The organism is Terrabacter sp. 2YAF2 (assembly GCF_052114705.1).
Classification (GTDB): domain Bacteria; phylum Actinomycetota; class Actinomycetes; order Actinomycetales; family Dermatophilaceae; genus Terrabacter.
In genome coordinates, this window is sequence record NZ_JBFRFG010000006.1 from 1 (window position 1) to 15,253 (window position 15,253).

At 71.6% G+C, this 15,253-nt stretch carries 16 protein-coding genes; 10 read left to right on the forward strand and 6 right to left on the reverse strand.

Annotation, left to right across the window (positions count from 1 at the left end):
* Nucleotides 1–312 (forward strand): hypothetical protein (locus AB4030_RS08760; protein WP_442278834.1); only part of this gene is annotated, 312 nt, incomplete at its 5' end.
* Nucleotides 313–366: 54 nt separating this feature from the next.
* Here AB4030_RS08760 and AB4030_RS08765 read toward each other — a convergent pair.
* Both AB4030_RS08765 and AB4030_RS08770 read right to left on the reverse strand, forming a co-directional pair.
* Complete coding sequence (locus AB4030_RS08765) at nucleotides 367–819, reverse strand: hypothetical protein (RefSeq protein ID WP_442278835.1); 453 nt, start codon at nucleotides 817–819, stop codon at nucleotides 367–369.
* Between the two features lie 715 nt (nucleotides 820–1,534).
* The gene (locus tag AB4030_RS08770) at nucleotides 1,535–2,092 is read right to left on the reverse strand and encodes a hypothetical protein (RefSeq protein ID WP_442278836.1); all 558 of its coding nucleotides are present in this window, start codon (nucleotides 2,090–2,092) and stop codon (nucleotides 1,535–1,537) included.
* A gap of 178 nt (nucleotides 2,093–2,270) precedes the next feature.
* On the opposite strand from AB4030_RS08770, the gene gatC reads away from it, so the two are divergent.
* The 3 genes from gatC to gatB all read left to right on the forward strand — a co-directional run bounded on the left by gatC (nucleotide 2,271) and on the right by gatB (nucleotide 5,766).
* Complete coding sequence (gatC, locus tag AB4030_RS08775) at nucleotides 2,271–2,567, forward strand: Asp-tRNA(Asn)/Glu-tRNA(Gln) amidotransferase subunit GatC (protein WP_442278837.1); 297 nt, start codon at nucleotides 2,271–2,273, stop codon at nucleotides 2,565–2,567.
* 120 nt (nucleotides 2,568–2,687) lie between these two features.
* Nucleotides 2,688–4,217, forward strand: a complete 1,530-nt coding sequence (gatA, locus tag AB4030_RS08780; protein ID WP_442279109.1) for an Asp-tRNA(Asn)/Glu-tRNA(Gln) amidotransferase subunit GatA — start codon at nucleotides 2,688–2,690, stop codon at nucleotides 4,215–4,217.
* A 1-nt stretch (nucleotide 4,218) separates the two neighbouring features.
* A complete protein-coding gene (gatB, locus tag AB4030_RS08785) occupies nucleotides 4,219–5,766 on the forward strand; it encodes an Asp-tRNA(Asn)/Glu-tRNA(Gln) amidotransferase subunit GatB (protein ID WP_442278838.1) in 1,548 nt (515 codons plus the stop codon).
* Nucleotides 5,767–6,024: 258 nt separating this feature from the next.
* Here gatB and AB4030_RS08790 read toward each other — a convergent pair whose 3' ends face one another.
* The 3 genes from AB4030_RS08790 to AB4030_RS08800 all read right to left on the reverse strand — a co-directional run bounded on the left by AB4030_RS08790 (nucleotide 6,025) and on the right by AB4030_RS08800 (nucleotide 8,757).
* Nucleotides 6,025–6,711, reverse strand: coding sequence for a DUF937 domain-containing protein (locus AB4030_RS08790; protein WP_442278839.1), 687 nt, complete (start codon nucleotides 6,709–6,711; stop codon nucleotides 6,025–6,027).
* 108 nt (nucleotides 6,712–6,819) lie between these two features.
* Nucleotides 6,820–7,782 (reverse strand): PQQ-dependent sugar dehydrogenase, encoded by a 963-nt coding sequence (locus tag AB4030_RS08795; protein ID WP_442278840.1) that lies wholly within the window; start codon nucleotides 7,780–7,782, stop codon nucleotides 6,820–6,822.
* Between the two features lie 315 nt (nucleotides 7,783–8,097).
* Nucleotides 8,098–8,757: an MOSC domain-containing protein gene (locus AB4030_RS08800; RefSeq protein WP_442279110.1), complete on the reverse strand. Its 660-nt coding sequence runs from the start codon at nucleotides 8,755–8,757 to the stop codon at nucleotides 8,098–8,100.
* A 74-nt stretch (nucleotides 8,758–8,831) separates the two neighbouring features.
* Here AB4030_RS08800 and AB4030_RS08805 point away from each other — a divergent pair, with 74 nt between their 5' ends.
* Genes AB4030_RS08805 through AB4030_RS08815 form a run of 3 tightly spaced genes read left to right on the forward strand, consistent with a single transcriptional unit; the run spans nucleotide 8,832 to nucleotide 11,199 of the window.
* Nucleotides 8,832–9,788, forward strand: coding sequence for a 2-hydroxyacid dehydrogenase (locus tag AB4030_RS08805; protein WP_442278841.1), 957 nt, complete (start codon nucleotides 8,832–8,834; stop codon nucleotides 9,786–9,788).
* Between the two features lie 14 nt (nucleotides 9,789–9,802).
* Entirely contained in the window at nucleotides 9,803–10,885 is a 1,083-nt protein-coding gene (locus tag AB4030_RS08810; protein WP_442278842.1) for a WD40/YVTN/BNR-like repeat-containing protein, read from the forward strand.
* Nucleotides 10,886–10,902: 17 nt separating this feature from the next.
* Nucleotides 10,903–11,199, forward strand: a complete 297-nt coding sequence (locus tag AB4030_RS08815; protein WP_442278843.1) for a MoaD/ThiS family protein — start codon at nucleotides 10,903–10,905, stop codon at nucleotides 11,197–11,199.
* Between the two features lie 12 nt (nucleotides 11,200–11,211).
* Here AB4030_RS08815 and AB4030_RS08820 read toward each other — a convergent pair whose 3' ends face one another.
* Entirely contained in the window at nucleotides 11,212–11,826 is a 615-nt protein-coding gene (locus AB4030_RS08820) for a TetR/AcrR family transcriptional regulator (protein WP_442278844.1), read from the reverse strand.
* Nucleotides 11,827–11,884: 58 nt separating this feature from the next.
* On the opposite strand from AB4030_RS08820, the gene AB4030_RS08825 reads away from it, so the two are divergent.
* Genes AB4030_RS08825 through AB4030_RS08835 form a run of 3 tightly spaced genes read left to right on the forward strand, consistent with a single transcriptional unit; the run spans nucleotide 11,885 to nucleotide 15,206 of the window.
* Complete coding sequence (locus tag AB4030_RS08825; protein ID WP_442278845.1) at nucleotides 11,885–12,568, forward strand: hypothetical protein; 684 nt, start codon at nucleotides 11,885–11,887, stop codon at nucleotides 12,566–12,568.
* Nucleotides 12,565–14,628 (forward strand): YhgE/Pip family protein, encoded by a 2,064-nt coding sequence (locus AB4030_RS08830; protein WP_442278846.1) that lies wholly within the window; start codon nucleotides 12,565–12,567, stop codon nucleotides 14,626–14,628. Before AB4030_RS08825 ends, AB4030_RS08830 begins: the two co-directional genes overlap by 4 nt.
* Nucleotides 14,629–14,672: 44 nt before the next feature.
* Entirely contained in the window at nucleotides 14,673–15,206 is a 534-nt protein-coding gene (locus AB4030_RS08835; protein WP_442278847.1) for a SixA phosphatase family protein, read from the forward strand.
* Nucleotides 15,207–15,253 lie beyond the last annotated feature (47 nt).

Below are 15,253 nucleotides of genomic sequence, written 5' to 3' on the forward strand. Positions count from 1 at the left end.
CATCGAGGAGAGGATCAGGCCATGGGCTGCCTGTTCGTGCTGTTGGCCGGCGTGTTCCCGCGACTGGCCCTGCTGATCGTCTGGATCGCCCGACCGGCCATGGTCAACGCCGCCTTCACTTCGTGGATCTGGCCGCTGCTCGGTCTGCTCTTCCTGCCGTTCGCGACCCTGATGTACGTCATCCTCTGGCGGGCCGGTGGCCTGAGCGGCTGGGACTGTTTCTGGGTTGCCATCGCCGCGCTGCTCGACCTGAGCCACTGGGGCGCCGGCGCGGCCCAGCGCCGCGCGTCGACCTCGGCCACCACCGCGTAGCCGTGGTGGCCAGCCAGGAGGACAACCCGGCTGGGCAGCACGGCATGGCGCGGTTCAGGACGGTGGCTCTCCGGCGATGACGATGGCGCAACCCACCAGGCCGGGAAGGGTGAGCAGTGCCCACTGCCCGAGTGTGGACCGGTCCGAGACCAGGTTGCCCTGGAAGGTCCAGGCCCAGCCCGCCGCAAGCACCGCAAGCAGGATCGCGCTGGCCAGGGCCAGTGGACGTTGTCCGGGCCTGCGCCGCAGGACGGTGACGGCGGTCGCGGCGAAGAGTCCGGCTCCGGCGATGGTCGCGGGGCCCGCGAGCAGTCCCCAGTCGACGATCCGCTGCTTCAACTCCGTGTCACCGCCCTCCCAGAGGCTCCCGAGGAACATCATCGCGATCACGGGCAGCGCGGCCAGCAGGAGCACGGCCTGCAGAATGTGGAGCAGACCCGCGACGTAGGACAACGACCGCCTGCTGGCCAGCGCGTTGCCGTCGCCATGAGCTCTTTCGCCTGGCATGTGCACCCCCCGTGGACAGGTTGCCCCAACTGAGGCCCATCGGTGGCGTAACGGAGCAAGACCGCAGAAACCGCTTCGGACCGGCGAGCTTCTCGGCCCTGCGTAGATGTTCTGGCTGTTGACCTCCTGTGGTGACGCTCAGGGGCTCACCTGTCAGCCCGCTGGCGATCGCGGCGCAACGGTTGTCGGGACTCCGGCGTCAGAAGTACATGACAGCGCTTCACGTCCGGGCCGGCTCGCGGCCGGTCTGGCCCCGTCGCCATGTGTGCCGGATGCAGCGCGCTCCGTCCCGAGCTGCCCCTCCCAGCCCGCATCGGCCGCCCACCCGGCCGGCCGACTGCGACGACCTGCCCCGCTCGGCGGGACCCTGGCTTCCTGCTCGGCAGCGACTGGTCAGGGGAACACCACGACTACCGGGACACGGTCGTGGTCTACGGCTGCGTCTCGACGTCGCTGGGCGGACGCGTGTCACTGCTGACGACCGGGACCGGCGTCCAGAGACGCCCCGCCGTCGTCTCGTTCGACGGTCGGGCAGCGGCATCTTCGCGCTTCGAGTCACCGTCTCCAAAGATGCGTCGGGGGGAGTGCGGCTACAGCAGAACGGCGGTCGTGGTGGGGCCGATCTTCCTGGACCGCTGGTGGCCGTCGAAGGCGACGGCTGGCGCTTCGTCCCTCACGCGGTGTGACGAGTTCGTGGCCGACCGCCGACCCGGCGTCAGGGGGTGAGGATGCGGCGGGCGAGCCGACCGACGACGAGCCACGCGACCGCGCCGAGCCCCCAGTTGGTGAGGGCGTTCTTGACGACGGCGCCGTCGCCGGTGAACTGCTTGACACCCGCGGTGCGGCTGAAGACGCCGAGGTCGGCCCAGTCCGCAGCACGCAGGACGGCCTCCACGAGCGCGTTGCGCGTGTTGGCCTCGAGCACGACGAGCACGGCACCGAGCAGGAGGGCCGTCGCCGCGAGGAGGCAGGCGAACCACACGAGCTGCCCCAGCAGCGTGCGCAGCCGCGCGATGCCGGCACCCGTGAGGCTGACCGCCCTGCGCGCGCTGGCGCGCACGTCGAGGGAGCGACGCGCCGGGACAGCCTCCGCCTTGGCGGTCGCCCGGTCCGTGGGAGACGCCGAGGTCGGGTTGTTCGGCACGGGGCTGGACGGTGCGGACGGAGGCGTCGCCGGTGGTGGCGTGGTCGTCGGCGCGGCGGTCGGCGTGGTTGGTGTCGCGGTGTCCGCAGGCTCGGGCGTCGCGGTGGTCGGGCTGGCCGGGCTCGTCATCGAGGGGTCTCCTTGGGCTGTTCGTGGATCCGGTGTGGTCAACGAGCGACCCCGGCCGCAGGACACGCCCGCACCTGCGTGAGTTCACCCGCGGTCCACCGTGGGCCGGCCGGCGGGCCGCCCCGAGCACCCGGATGCGTGGTCCGCGCCCGAGGGAGCGCCCCATAGACTGGCCCGCATGTCATCCCTGTCCCGCGACGACGTAGCCCACCTGGCCGCCCTCGCCCGCATCGAGCTCTCCGACGCCGAGCTCGACCGCATGGTGGGTGAGCTCGGGGTCATCCTCGAGTCCGTGGCCAAGGTCCAGCAGGCCCCCACCGACGGCGTCGCCCCGATGTCGCACCCGATGCCGCTGACCAACGTGACCCGCCCCGACGTGGTGCGCCCGAGCCTCGGCGCCGAAGCCGTCCTCGCCGGAGCACCGGAGGCCGAGCAGCAGCGCTTCTCGGTGCCGCGCATCCTCGACGAGGACTGAGCGCTCACACGCAGCCCGCGTATGCCGTGTCGCCCACCACCCGGCATACGCCCCGCCCGTCACGGGCACCCACGAGACCTGTTGTCGCAGCTACGAACCGAAGGCACTGACGTGACCGACCTGCCAACCGACCTGACGAGGGCCACGGCCGCCGACCTGGCCGACGCCCTCGCGAGCAAGACCATCAGCTCCGTCGAGGTGACGCAGGCGCACCTCGACCGGATCGCCGCCGTCGACGGCCAGGTGCACTCCTACCTCCACGTCGACACCGACGGCGCCCTCGCCCAGGCGCGCGCGGTCGACGAGCGACGCCAGGCGGGCGAGAGCCTCGGCGCCCTCGCCGGCGTGCCGATCGCGGTCAAGGACGTCATGACGACGAAGGGCGTGCCCACGACGTGCGGCAGCCGGATCCTCGAGGGCTGGATCCCGCCGTACGACGCGACCGTGGTCACGAAGCTGCGCGACGCCGGTCTGCCGATCCTCGGCAAGACGAACATGGACGAGTTCGCGATGGGCTCCTCGACCGAGCACTCGGCGTACGGCCCGTCGCACAACCCGTGGGACCTCGACCGGATCCCCGGCGGCTCGGGCGGTGGCTCGAGCTCGGTGCTCGCCTCGTTCCAGGCGCCGCTCGCGACCGGCACCGACACCGGTGGCTCGATCCGCCAGCCCGCGGCGGTCACGGCCACCGTCGGCACGAAGCCGACGTACGGCGGCGTCTCGCGCTACGGCCTCGTCGCCCTCGCCAGCTCGCTGGACCAGGCCGGCCCCTGCGGTCGCACCGTGCTCGACACCGCGCTGCTCCACGCCGTGATGGGCGGCCACGACCCGATGGACTCGACGTCCATCGACGCACCCGTCCCGGCGGTCGTCGAGGCGGCCCGCGCCGCCGACGTGCGCGGCATGCGGATCGGTGTCGTCAAGGAGCTCGGCGGCGAGGGCTACCAGCCGGGAGTGCGCGCCCGCTTCGACGAGTCCGTCGCCCTGCTCGAGGAGCTCGGCGCCGAGGTCGTCGAGGTCAGCTGCCCAAACTTCGACTACGCCCTCGCGGCCTACTACCTCATCCTCCCGAGCGAGGCCTCGAGCAACCTCGCCAAGTTCGACGCGATGCGCTACGGCCTGCGCGTGCTGCCCGAAGGTGTCGACGCCCCGAGCGCCGAGCAGGTCATGGCGGCCACGCGTGACGCCGGCTTCGGCGACGAGGTCAAGCGCCGCATCATCCTCGGGACGTATGCGCTGAGCTCCGGCTACTACGACGCGTACTACGGCTCGGCGCAGAAGGTCCGCGCGCTCATCGCCCAGGACTTCGACGCGGCATACGACAAGGTCGACGTGCTCGTCAGCCCGACGGCGCCGACCACGGCGTTCAAGCTCGGCGACAAGCTCGAGGACCCGATGGCGATGTACCTCAACGACATCGCCACGATCCCGGCCAACCTCGCCGGCGTGCCCGGCATGTCGATCCCGTCCGGCCTCGCCGACGAGGACGGCCTGCCCGCCGGCATCCAGATCCTCGCGCCCGCGATGAAGGACGAGCGGCTCTACTCCGTGGGCGCGGCCCTCGAAGCCGCCCTCGTCGACCGCTGGGGCGGTCCGATCCTCGACCGCGCGCCCGCGCTGGGCGGCGCTGCTGCTGTGAAGGGAGCCTGAGATGACCACCGTCGCGACCGACGCCGTCATGGACTACGACGAGGCCATGGCGAAGTTCGACCCGGTCATGGGCCTCGAGGTCCACGTCGAGCTGCACACGGCGACCAAGATGTTCTGCGGCTGCCCGACCGAGTTCGGCGCGGAGCCGAACTCGCAGGTCTGCCCGGTGTGTCTGGGCCTGCCGGGCGCGCTGCCCGTCGTCAACGAGAAGGCCGTCGAGTCGGCCATCCGCATCGGCCTCGCGCTGAACTGCGAGATCGCCGAGTGGTGCCGCTTCGCCCGGAAGAACTACTTCTACCCGGACATGCCGAAGAACTTCCAGACGTCGCAGTACGACGAGCCCATCGCCTTCGAGGGACACCTCGACGTCGAGCTCGAGGACGGCACTGTGTACCGCGTCGAGATCGAGCGCGCGCACATGGAGGAGGACACCGGCAAGTCGCTGCACATCGGTGGCGCGACGGGCCGCATCCACGGGGCCGACCACTCGCTCGTCGACTACAACCGCGCCGGCATCCCGCTCATCGAGATCGTCACCAAGCCGATGGTCGGCGCGGGGGAGCGGGCGCCCGAGGTCGCCAAGGCCTACGTCTCGGCGCTGCGCGACCTGCTGCGCGCCCTCGACGTCAGCGACGTCAAGATGGAGCAGGGCTCGATGCGCTGCGACGCGAACGTCTCGCTGCGCCCGCGCGTCGGTGCCCCGCTGGACGAGGCCCAGCTCGCCGTGCCGCTCGGCACCCGCACCGAGACGAAGAACGTCAACTCGCTGCGCTCGGTCGAGCGGGCGGTGCGCTACGAGATCTCGCGCCACGCGGCGATCCTCGACGGCGGCGGCTCGATCCTGCAGGAGACGCGTCACTGGCACGAGGACACCGGCATCACGACGTCGGGCCGCGTCAAGTCCGACGCCGAGGACTACCGCTACTTCCCGGAGCCCGACCTCGTGCCCGTCGCGCCGACTCGCGAGACCGTCGAGGCACTGCGGGGCACCCTGCCCGAGAACCCCGCTGCGCGTCGCAAGCGGCTCCAGTCCGACTGGGGCTACAGCGATCTCGAGATGCGTGACGTCGTCAACGCCGGCGCGGTCGAGCTCATCGAGGAGACGGTGGCGGCCGGTGCCAGCGCCGCCGCCGCGAAGAAGTGGTGGCTCGGTGAGCCCTCGCGGCGGGCCAACGCAGAGGGCCAGGACATCGTCACGTATGCCGCCGGGCTGGGCCTGACGCCCGCGCACATCGCCGAGCTCGACGGGCTCGTCGCCGCCGGACGGCTCAACGACTCGATGGCCCGCCAGGTCCTCGACGGCGTGCTTGCCGGCGAGGGAACCCCGACGGCGGTTGCCGACGCCCGCGGGCTCGAGCTCGTCCAGGACGACGGTGCCCTCGAGGCTGCCGTCGACAAGGTCATCGAGGCCAACCCTGCCGTGGCGGACAAGATCCGCGACGGCAAGGTCCAGGCCGCGGGTGCGCTCATCGGCCAGGTGATGAAGGAGATGAAGGGTCAGGCCGACGCCGGCAAGGCCCGCGAGCTCATCCTCGCCAAGCTCCAGTAACCCCCGCCGCCGCCCTCAACCGTCGAAAGGCCACGTTCGGCCGCTTCCCAACCGTCGAAAGGCCACGTTCGGCCGCTTCGCCCATGTCGAGAGGCCACGTTCGGCCGCTTCCCAACCGTCGAAAGGCCACGTTCGGCCGCTTCGCCCATGTCGAGAGGCCACTTCTGGTCACAGGAAGTGACCTCTCGACGGGCGCAGGGCGGCCATTCGTGGCCTCTCGACGGTTGAGGTTTGAGGTTGAAGGGGGAAAGGGAGGGGTCAGCGCTTGCCGTTGCCGAGGAGGCCGCCGAGCAGGCCACCGAGGATGTCGCCGGCCCCACCGCTGTCGCCCGACGAGCCGGCACCCCCGCCGAGCACCTGGCCGAGGATGTCCTGCAGCGGGCCACTCCCGCCCGATGCCGCGCCCGTCGGGGTCGCGCTGCCCGGAGCCTGGACCGGTCCGCTGTCGGCGCCCGCACCGCCGGGGAAGAGCGGGCCGGCGTCGGCGGAGCCCGCCCCCGCACCGGCACCTGCCCCGTCGGTCGAACCCGGGCCACCGCCGAGCATGCCGCCGAGGCCGCCCTGACCCATCTTCTTCGCGAGCCAGGACATGACGATCGGCGCCAGGAGCGGCAGCAGCTTCTGCACGAGGCTCCCGGACGTGCCGCCCAGGCCACCGAGCCGGCCCACGACCTGGTCGGTGTTGCCACCGAAGATGTTGCCCACGATGGCACGACCATCCTGCTCGTCGACGTCGCCCAGGCTGTTGACGGGCCCCTGGTGGTCCGACAGTGCTGCCAGCAGCGAGTCGGCTCCCGCCGGGTCCGAGGCGTTGGCCTGGAGTCCACCCAGGAGCGCAGGCAGGGCGTGCTCCGCCGCCTGGCGGACCTCGTCGCTGCCAACCCCGAGCTGGCCCGCCAGCTGGTCGATCGGAACCTGGTCGAGGATCTCGTCGTACGAACCCATCTGGTGCCCCTCTGATCGTGGGCGGCGCTGGCGCCGTCCCTGCCCGTCAGGCTAGTCACGTCGTGCGTGGGCAGCAGCGCCAGGCGCGGTGCACGCCCACGGCCAGGGTCAGCCGGCCTTGGTCCCGACGGCGGAGAGGGGCAGCGAGAGCAGTCGGTCGGCGCGGTCGTTGTTGCTCGTCGTGATCCAGACCCTGTTGCCGACGAAGTGGATGTCGCGGATGCGGCCGTAGGCCCCTTGCAGGTGGCGGGTCGGCGTGCCCGCCGAGCCGTCGGGGTTGAGGGGCACGCGCCACACCGACTGACCGCGCAGCGCGGCCAGGTAGACGGCGTCGTCGGGGCCGACAGCGATGCCGCTCGGTGACATCACCGACGTCGGCCACTCGGCAACCGGGTCGACGTACTCCGGGTTGCCGGCTCGGCCCTCCACCTCGGGCCAGCCGTAGTTCTTGCCGGGCTCGATGAGGTTGAGCTCGTCATACGTGTCCTGACCGAACTCGCTGGCCCACAGGCGTTTCCGGCTGTCCCAGGCAAGGCCTTGGACGTTGCGGTGACCGTAGGACCAGATGGGCGACCCGCCGAAGGGGTTGCCCGGAGCAGGATCGCCGTCGGTGGTGATGCGCAGGATCTTGCCGCCGAGCGACCCGAGGTTCTGCGACAGGGAGGTGTCGCCGGCCTCGCCCGTACCGACGTACAGGTAGCCGTCGGGCCCGAAGGCGATGCGGCCGCCGTTGTGGTTCCGGCCGCGGGGTATGCCCGAGAGGATGACGACCGGTTCGCCGATGGTGCCGTCGCGCCATGGCATAGCCGCGATGCGGTTGTCGCTCTCGGTCGAGTAGTACGCATAGAGCACGGGGTCGGCGTCGAAGTCGCCCGGGACGGCGAGCCCGAGGAGGCCACCCTCTCCTTCCGTTCTGGTGATGGGGAGGCGTCCGGCGAGGGTGGCCTTGCCCCCGGTGCCGGGCTTGGGTACGTGCAGGATGCGGCCGGTGTTTCGTTCGCTGACCAGGGCGCTGCCATCGGGCAGCACCGCCACCGACCACGCGATGTCGACGCCACCGAGCAGGGTCACCGGCGGGGCCGAGTCGGCAACGGGCGGAGGGGCTGTCGTGGTGGCCCTCGCCGTGCCGGTGCCGGAGCCGGACGCCGTGGCCGGGCTCCGCGCCGCGGTGCCCTGTGTGGTCGGGCTACGTGTGGTCGGGCTACGTGTGGTCGGGCTCTGCGTGGTCGCGATCCCGGTACCCGGCGGGGGAGCGGCGGGCTCGCCCGCCGAGCACGCTGCCCCGACCATGGAGACGGCGACGCCCACCACGAGGGCGCGCCCGAATGACCGGGACGGGTGCGGCATACCTCATTGTGTCCCACGGGACGAGGCGACCGCTGTGGCTCAACCCTCGCGACGCGAGAGGGTGTCGACGAGCCCGGCCTGGACGTCGGGGTGGACGACGTCCGCGTCCACCACCCGCCGCGCGGCGGCGAGGTCGCCACCGAAGGCCCGGAAGAGCAGGAGGAGGTCGATGTCGTGGCCGGGTCGCTCGACCTCGATCGTTGCGCCGGTGTGCACGACGCCCGGAGTGACGACCGAGAGGTAGGCGCCGGTGCGCCCCGCCTCGGTGAACCGCCGCACCCACCGGGGCTCGCCCATGTGCGCTGCGAACGTCTGGCACGGGATGCGGGGGACCTCGACGCGCAGCACGACGTCCCCGATCCGCCAGAGCTCGCCGACGAGAGCATGGGTCGCCTCGACGCCCCTCGTCGTGATGTTCTCGCCGAATCCTCCTGAGGGGACGGGCCTCCCGATCTGCTGCTCCCAGAACTCCTGGTCCTCGCGCGCGTAGGCGTAGACAGCTTGCAGCTCACCGCCGTGGTGCCTGGGGTTGCCGATCTCGTCACCGACGACCCCGCTGCCGAGCCCTCCGCGCTTGGGTCCCGGGTCGCGCACCTCGAACATGTCGACGGGCTGCTTGTCGATGGCGGTCGGGCGCCCGCCTCCGCTCGGGACGGCGCTTCGACCCGAGCTGAGGGTCAGGACGTGGGGCTGGGGCATCACCGCGCGAGCCTAACCCGCACGGGCGCGGCCGGCTCCCGCGTTTTCGCGCAGTCTTCGTTAGCGTGATCGACATGGCTGCCGATCCGCTTGTCGTGTCCGTCCCCGACCCCGAGTTCGTCGACGCGCTCGCCGACCTCGAGGGCGTCGACGCCGTCGTCTGGGACATGGAGCAGCCGCACCCGCGCGGCAGCGAGATCCGCTTGGCCGTCGTGCCCTACATGACGCAGGTGAGCCTCGCCGGCGTCACGCCGGGGCTCGACGCGCTCGAGGTCGTCCAGCTGCAGAGCGCCGGCTACGAGCAGTACGTCGCCGAGCTGCCCGACGGAGTGAACCTGTGCAACGCGGCAGGAGTCCACGATGCGTCCACGGCCGAGCTGGCCCTCACGCTGACCTTGTCCTCCATCCGTGGCATACCCGACTTCGTTGTCTCGCAAGGGCGTTCGTACTGGGAGCCACTGCGGTTGCGCTCGGCGCTCGCCGACAGCCGCGTCCTCGTCGTGGGATACGGCCAGATCGGCCGTGCGGTCGCCCGCCGGTTCGCGCCCTTCGAGGTGGCCCTGACGGCGGTCGCCTCGCGGGCGAGGTCCGGCGATGAGCTCGTGCCGCACGTGCACGGCATCGACGACCTGCCCGACCTGCTGCCGGAGCACGACGTCGTCGTCGTGATCGTGCCGCTCACCGATGCGACGCGCGGACTCTTCGATGCCACGATGCTCGGTCGTATGCCGGAGGGCGCGCTGCTCGTCAACGTCGCCCGTGGGCCGGTGGTCGACACCGAGGCCCTCGTCGCCGAGTGTGCCTCCGGGCGCCTGCGGGCGGCACTGGACGTCACGGATCCCGAGCCCCTTCCGGAGGGTCACCCGCTGTGGACGACCCCGGGCGTCCTCATCACCCCGCACGTCGGAGGTGCGACCCGGGCGATGCGGCCCCGCGCCCTCGCGCTGGTGCGTCGGCAGGTGCAGGCCATGCTGTCCGGTGAGCCGGTCGACAACGTCGTCGCCGGGCCCTTGTCTGCATCCCACGCATAGTGGACACTGTCAACATGACCGAGACCATCGTCGCCATCGGCACGCGCAAGGGACTCTGGATCGCACGCAGCACCGATCGTCGGGAGTGGGTCCTCGAGGGTCCGCACTTCCTCATGAGCGAGGTCGCGTCCGTTGCCGTCGACACGCGCCAGGGTCGAGCGTCGGTGCTCGCGGGCGTCAAGTCGTGGCACTGGGGGCCGACGGTCCAGGCGAGCACCGACGGCGGGCGCACGTGGACCGAGAGCGCCGAGCGGGCACTGTCGTTCCCGAGTGACACGGACACGGCGCTCGAGCGCGTCTGGCAGCTGACGCCCGACCCCAATGACGCCGACGTCGTGTGGGCCGGCGTCGAGCCGCATGCCCTCTTCCGCAGCACCGACCGGGGTGAGCGCTACGAGCTCGTGCGTGGCTTGTGGGACCACCCGCACCGCCCGAACTGGGAGCCCGGGTTCGGCGGCGGAGCCGTCCACACCGTCCTCCCCGAGCCCGGGCATCCGGAGCGCCTCCTCGTCGCCATGAGCACCGGGGGCGTCTACCGCTCGCTCGACGGCGGCGAGACGTGGGCGCCGAGCAACCCGGGCATCAGAGCCGGTTTCATGCCCGACGACGAGTACCCGGAGTACGGCCAGTGCGTGCACAAGGTCGCTCGCGGTCAGGGTGACGGCGAGCTCTTCGCCCAGAACCACAACGGCGTCTACCGGTCCGGTGACAACGGACAGACGTGGGAGTCCATCGCCGAGGGCCTGCCGACCGACTTCGGGTTCACCGTCCTCGCCCACCCACGCCGGGCGGGCGTGGTGTGGGTCGTGCCGGTCGCAGACGCCGGCGAGCGCATCCCACCGGACGCCCAGCTGCAGGTGCAGCGTTCCGACGACGCAGGCGCGACGTGGCGCCAGCAGGCGAACGGCCTGCCCCGCCACAGCTACACGTGCGTCCTGCGCGACGCGGCATCCCTGGACGAGGCCGACCCGGTCGGGGTCTACCTCGGCACCCGCAACGGTGACGTCTTCGCGTCGGCCGACGAGGGTGAGTCGTTCCAGCGCATCGCCACCCAGCTGCCCGACGTCCTCGTCGTGCGCGCCGCCCAGCTCAACTGAACCGCAAGGGATTCCGTATGCCGCCAGCCCCTGTCCGCGTCATCCTGCCCGGTATGTTGCGCGACCTCGTGGGAGGCGTCGCGGAGATCGAGGTCGAGTCGCCCGCCGAGGCGCAGACCGTTGCCGCCCTGCTCGACCGCGCGTTCTCCGAGCACCGGATCCTCGACGGCAAGGTGCGTGACGAGCGCGGTCAGATCCGTCGCCATGTCAAGGTCTTCGTCAACGGCGAGGACGCCACGCGAGGGGAGGGCGTGCGGACCCCCGTGCCGGCTGGTGCACGGGTGCACATCATCAACGCGGTGTCCGGCGGCTGACGGTCTGCAGCGTCAGGAGTCGACCCCGAGCAGGATCGGCAGGACGGTCCGCTCGAGCTCGCCGACGGAGAGCGAGCTCGGCTCGACGAGGCGCTGGGTCATCGACCCCTGCGCGAGTGAGATCGCCGCGAGCACGAAGAGCTCGGTGGGGATCGGGAGCCTCAGCCCCTGGCGAGCGACGGCTTCGTCGACCACCGTCACGAGCTCGTCCCTGACGCGGCGCTGCTGGGCTGCCCAGGCCCGGCGGGCGTTCGCGTCGCGGATGGCGTGCAGGGTGAACTCCGTCGTCAGCACGAGCCAGCGTTCCTTGCTGCGGCTGTCGTCGGCCAGCGCCGCGAAGACGTCGCGCAGGACCTCCTCGGCGGTCGCGTGCTCGCGCTTGCTGGCCCGGCGGATGCGTTCGACGAGCTTCTCGGCATGGCGCTGCGACAGCTCGAGGACGAGGTCGTCCTTGGAGGAGAAGTTCGAGTAGAAGGCCCCGCGGGTGAAGCCGGCGCGCTCGCAGATGTCCTCGACCGTGGCGCCGTGGAACCCCCGCTCGGCGAAGACCTCGCTCGCCGCCTCCAGGACCCGCTCCCGGGTCGCCTGGCGTCGGGCGCTGATCCGGGGCTCGGCCGTCGTGGTCATGACGACAGGATACGTTGCCGAATTGAATACACACCTGTATTCGATGCATACTCGTATCGTGAATGAAGTTGAAGCAGACCGCCGGTTCGGACCGGACCTGCCCACCGTCGTCGTCGACGACGTCAGCGTCGCCGGCACCCACGAGCCCTTCGTTGAGCACGTCGCCTTCACCGCGCCCTCCCGCGAGGTCACCGTGGTCGCGACCGACCCCGGCATCCCCCAGATCGCCCTCGCGCTGGCCGTCGGCGGCCGTGTCGAGCTGCTCCGGGGCCGGATCAGCATCGGCGGGGTCTCGGACCTGGACGACCTGCAGCTGCTCACCAGGCTCGTCGACGTCGCCGACGTGACTGCGCCGGAGGACAGCATCGCCGTCAAGGCGGTCGTGCAGGAGGAGCTGGCGCTGGCCGAAAGGCCGGCGACGCGAGCGGCCGTGGCGGCCTTCCTCGCAGCGCACGACCTGTCCGACCGAGCGGGTCGGCCGTGGGAGCAGCTGCCGGCAGGGGTCCGCACGGGCCTGCTGCTGGAGCTCGGCGCCATGCACCCGCGGGTGCGCGTCCTGGTCCTCGCCGGTCCGGAACGCCATGGCGGCGACCATGCCGTGTGGTTCGAGACGTGCCGCCGCCTGGCGGCGTCCGGACTCGTCGTCATCGTCCTCACCACGGCCGCAGCCGCCGCGGCGCTGCCGGCGGCCGTCGAGTCCGCGACCGTGGTCGAGCTCTCCGAGAAGGAGCTCTCGGCATGAACCCGGTCCGTCTGGCAGTCGCCGAGCTGCGCCGCCTCACCGCCTCGCGGCTGGCGCGGCTGGCACTCGCTGCGCTCGTCCTCATCCCCACGCTCTACGGCGGTCTCTACCTCTACGCCAACCACGACCCGTACGGCGCCTTCCCGCAGGTGCCCGCCGCCGTCGTCAGCGACGACACCGGCACGACCCTGACCACGGGGGAGAAGCTGCAGGTGGGTGGCCAGGTGGCCGACCACCTCGTCCAGTCGAAGTCGTTCGACTGGCACCGTGTGTCGCACGCCGAGGCGATGAGCGGCGTCGACGACGGAACGTACGCCTTCGCCGTCATCCTGCCGCGGACGTTCTCGGCCGACCTCGCCTCGACCGCCGAGTTCACCCCGCGCCAGGCCACCGTGGTGCTGGAGACCAACGATGCGAACAACTACATGACCTCGATGATCGGTAACCAGGTCATCAAGCAGGTGACCGCGTCCGTGGCGAGTGAGGTCAGCCAGACGGCGGCGAGCAAGCTGCTGCTCGGGTTCAGCCAGGTGCACGACCAGCTCGTCAAGGCCGTGGACGGCTCCGAGCAGCTGCGGGCCGGTGCTGCGAAGGCCGGTTCAGGCGCCCACCAGCTCGCGACGGGCGCCACGAGTCTCGCCGGCGGCCTGCACGATCTCGCGTCCGGCGCCAAGCGACTCGACACCGGAATCGGCCAGGCAGCCTCCGGCGCCGACAACCTCGAGGCCGGCGCTGCACAGCTCGCGTCGGGGCTGGGCACGCTCCAGGCGCGCACGGCGACGCTGCCGTCCCAGACCGACCAGCTGGCCGACGGGGCCGAGCAGGTCGCGGCCGGGAACCGAGCCGTCGCCGGCTACGGCAGCCAGGCCGCGACGGCCTCCGCCGACCTCCGCAAGCGCATCACCGCCGACCGCGCCACGTTCCTCGCCGACCTGCGCGCCCAAGGCCTCACCGACGCCCAGCTCTCGGTCGTCGAGTCGCGCCTCGACGCCATCGACGGCTACGTCGGCACGGCGGACGCGACGATCCAGTCGGCCTCCCGTGACCTCACGCGTCTGTCGACCGGAGCCGACCAGGTGGCCACCGGCGCCAGGTCGCTCGCGAACGCCACCCCGGCCCTGACCGACGGCATCGCGCAGGCGCACTCCGGGGCGGTGCAGGTGCGCGACGGCGCAGCATCCCTTGCCGGCGGCCTCGACACCCTCAAGAAGGGGTCCGCCCAGCTCTCGAGCGGTGCGGCTCGAGCGGCATCGGGAGGCGACACCCTGGCCTCGGGCGCGACGTCGCTCACGTCGGGTGTCGACGCGCTGACCAAGGGCGCCACCGACCTGCACGCCGGGCTCGTCAAGGGTCGCGACTCCGTGCCCGACCCCAGTGACGCCCAGCGCAAGGCGATGGCGCAGACGATCGGCAACCCCGTCGGGGTGTCCAACGGGTCGCTGTCGTCGGCCGGCTCCTACGGCGCCGGCCTGGCTCCTCTCTTCATGAGCCTGGCGCTGTGGATCGGCGCCTACGTGCTCTTCCTCTTCGTCCGGCCGCTGTCGCCGCGAGCCCTCGCGACGAGCCAACGCTCGGTCCGAACGGCTCTCGGCGGTTGGCTCGCACCGACGCTGGTCGGGCTCGTCCAGGTCGCGGCACTCGTGCTCGTCGTCGGGCGCGGCGTCGACATCCGGATCGCCCATCCGGTGCTCGCGTTCCTCTTCCTCTGCTTCACCTCGATGACGTTCGTGGCGATCCTGCACGCGCTGGCGGCGCGCCTCGGTGCGGTCGGCAAGTTCCTCGGACTCGTCTTCATGGTCGTCCAGCTCGTCAGCGCGGGCGGCACGTTCCCGTGGCAGACGCTCCCCGCGCCGCTACAGGCCGTGCACCACGTCGTGCCGATGAGTCACGCCGTCGACGGCCTGCGACGGCTGCTCTACGGCGCCGATCTCGGACCGGTGACCGGCTCGGTCGGCGTCCTCGCCGCGTACCTGCTCGCCGCGCTCGCAGTGTCGACCGTCGCTGCACGCCGGTCGAGGATGTGGACGCCGAAGCGGATCAAGCCGGCCCTGGAGCTGTGACCCCGGGCTGACAAGGGGGCCCAGCGGGGAGCATGCTCGGAACCATGAGCAGCGCCGCGAGAGAGAAGACCCTCGTCCTGATGCGCCACGCCAAGGCCGAGGAGGGTCTGGGCAAGGCCGACCACGACCGCGAGCTCGCAGCCCGTGGCCGGCGGGACGCGAAAGCCGCTGGGAAATGGCTGCACGAGCAGGGGCTGGTGCCCGACCTCGTCATCTGCTCGACCGCGCAGCGCACGCGCCAGACGTGGGAGGAGGCCTGCCGCGGCGGCGCCCACAGCGAGTTCGTCGAGTACCGCCGCAGCGTCTACCTCGGAGGTTCGGAGCAGACCCTCGAGACGGTGCGCGAGGACGCCGGTGACACCGCGACCGTCCTCGTCGTGGGGCACAACCCGACCATGGCGCAGCTCACGAGCATGCTCACCGACGGGGAGGGATCGCTCGAGGCGCACGAGGCCCTGGGCCGGGGGTTCGTGACCGGCGGACTGGCGGTGCTGTCCTACGCGGGGGACTGGACCGACATCGACCTCGGCACATGCGCGCTGAGGCGCTTCCACGTCAGTCGCGGGGCGCGGGACTGAGCTCGCTCGTCAGGATCATGCTGTGAGATGCGGTGTCCACCCAGCGG

Coding starts and splice junctions, on each gene's coding strand:
- AB4030_RS08765 (WP_442278835.1), bottom strand. CDS start 819: ATGCCAGGCGAAAGAGCTCATGGCGACGGCAACGCGCTGGCCAGCAGG.
- AB4030_RS08810 (WP_442278842.1), top strand. CDS start 9,803: ATGACCGAGACCATCGTCGCCATCGGCACGCGCAAGGGACTCTGGATC.
- AB4030_RS08790 (WP_442278839.1), bottom strand. CDS start 6,711: ATGGGTTCGTACGACGAGATCCTCGACCAGGTTCCGATCGACCAGCTG.
- AB4030_RS08835 (WP_442278847.1), top strand. CDS start 14,673: ATGAGCAGCGCCGCGAGAGAGAAGACCCTCGTCCTGATGCGCCACGCC.
- AB4030_RS08820 (WP_442278844.1), bottom strand. CDS start 11,826: ATGACCACGACGGCCGAGCCCCGGATCAGCGCCCGACGCCAGGCGACC.
- AB4030_RS08805 (WP_442278841.1), top strand. CDS start 8,832: ATGGCTGCCGATCCGCTTGTCGTGTCCGTCCCCGACCCCGAGTTCGTC.
- AB4030_RS08770 (WP_442278836.1), bottom strand. CDS start 2,092: ATGACGAGCCCGGCCAGCCCGACCACCGCGACGCCCGAGCCTGCGGAC.
- gatC (WP_442278837.1), top strand. CDS start 2,271: ATGTCATCCCTGTCCCGCGACGACGTAGCCCACCTGGCCGCCCTCGCC.
- AB4030_RS08815 (WP_442278843.1), top strand. CDS start 10,903: ATGCCGCCAGCCCCTGTCCGCGTCATCCTGCCCGGTATGTTGCGCGAC.
- AB4030_RS08830 (WP_442278846.1), top strand. CDS start 12,565: ATGAACCCGGTCCGTCTGGCAGTCGCCGAGCTGCGCCGCCTCACCGCC.
- gatB (WP_442278838.1), top strand. CDS start 4,219: ATGACCACCGTCGCGACCGACGCCGTCATGGACTACGACGAGGCCATG.
- AB4030_RS08800 (WP_442279110.1), bottom strand. CDS start 8,757: ATGCCCCAGCCCCACGTCCTGACCCTCAGCTCGGGTCGAAGCGCCGTC.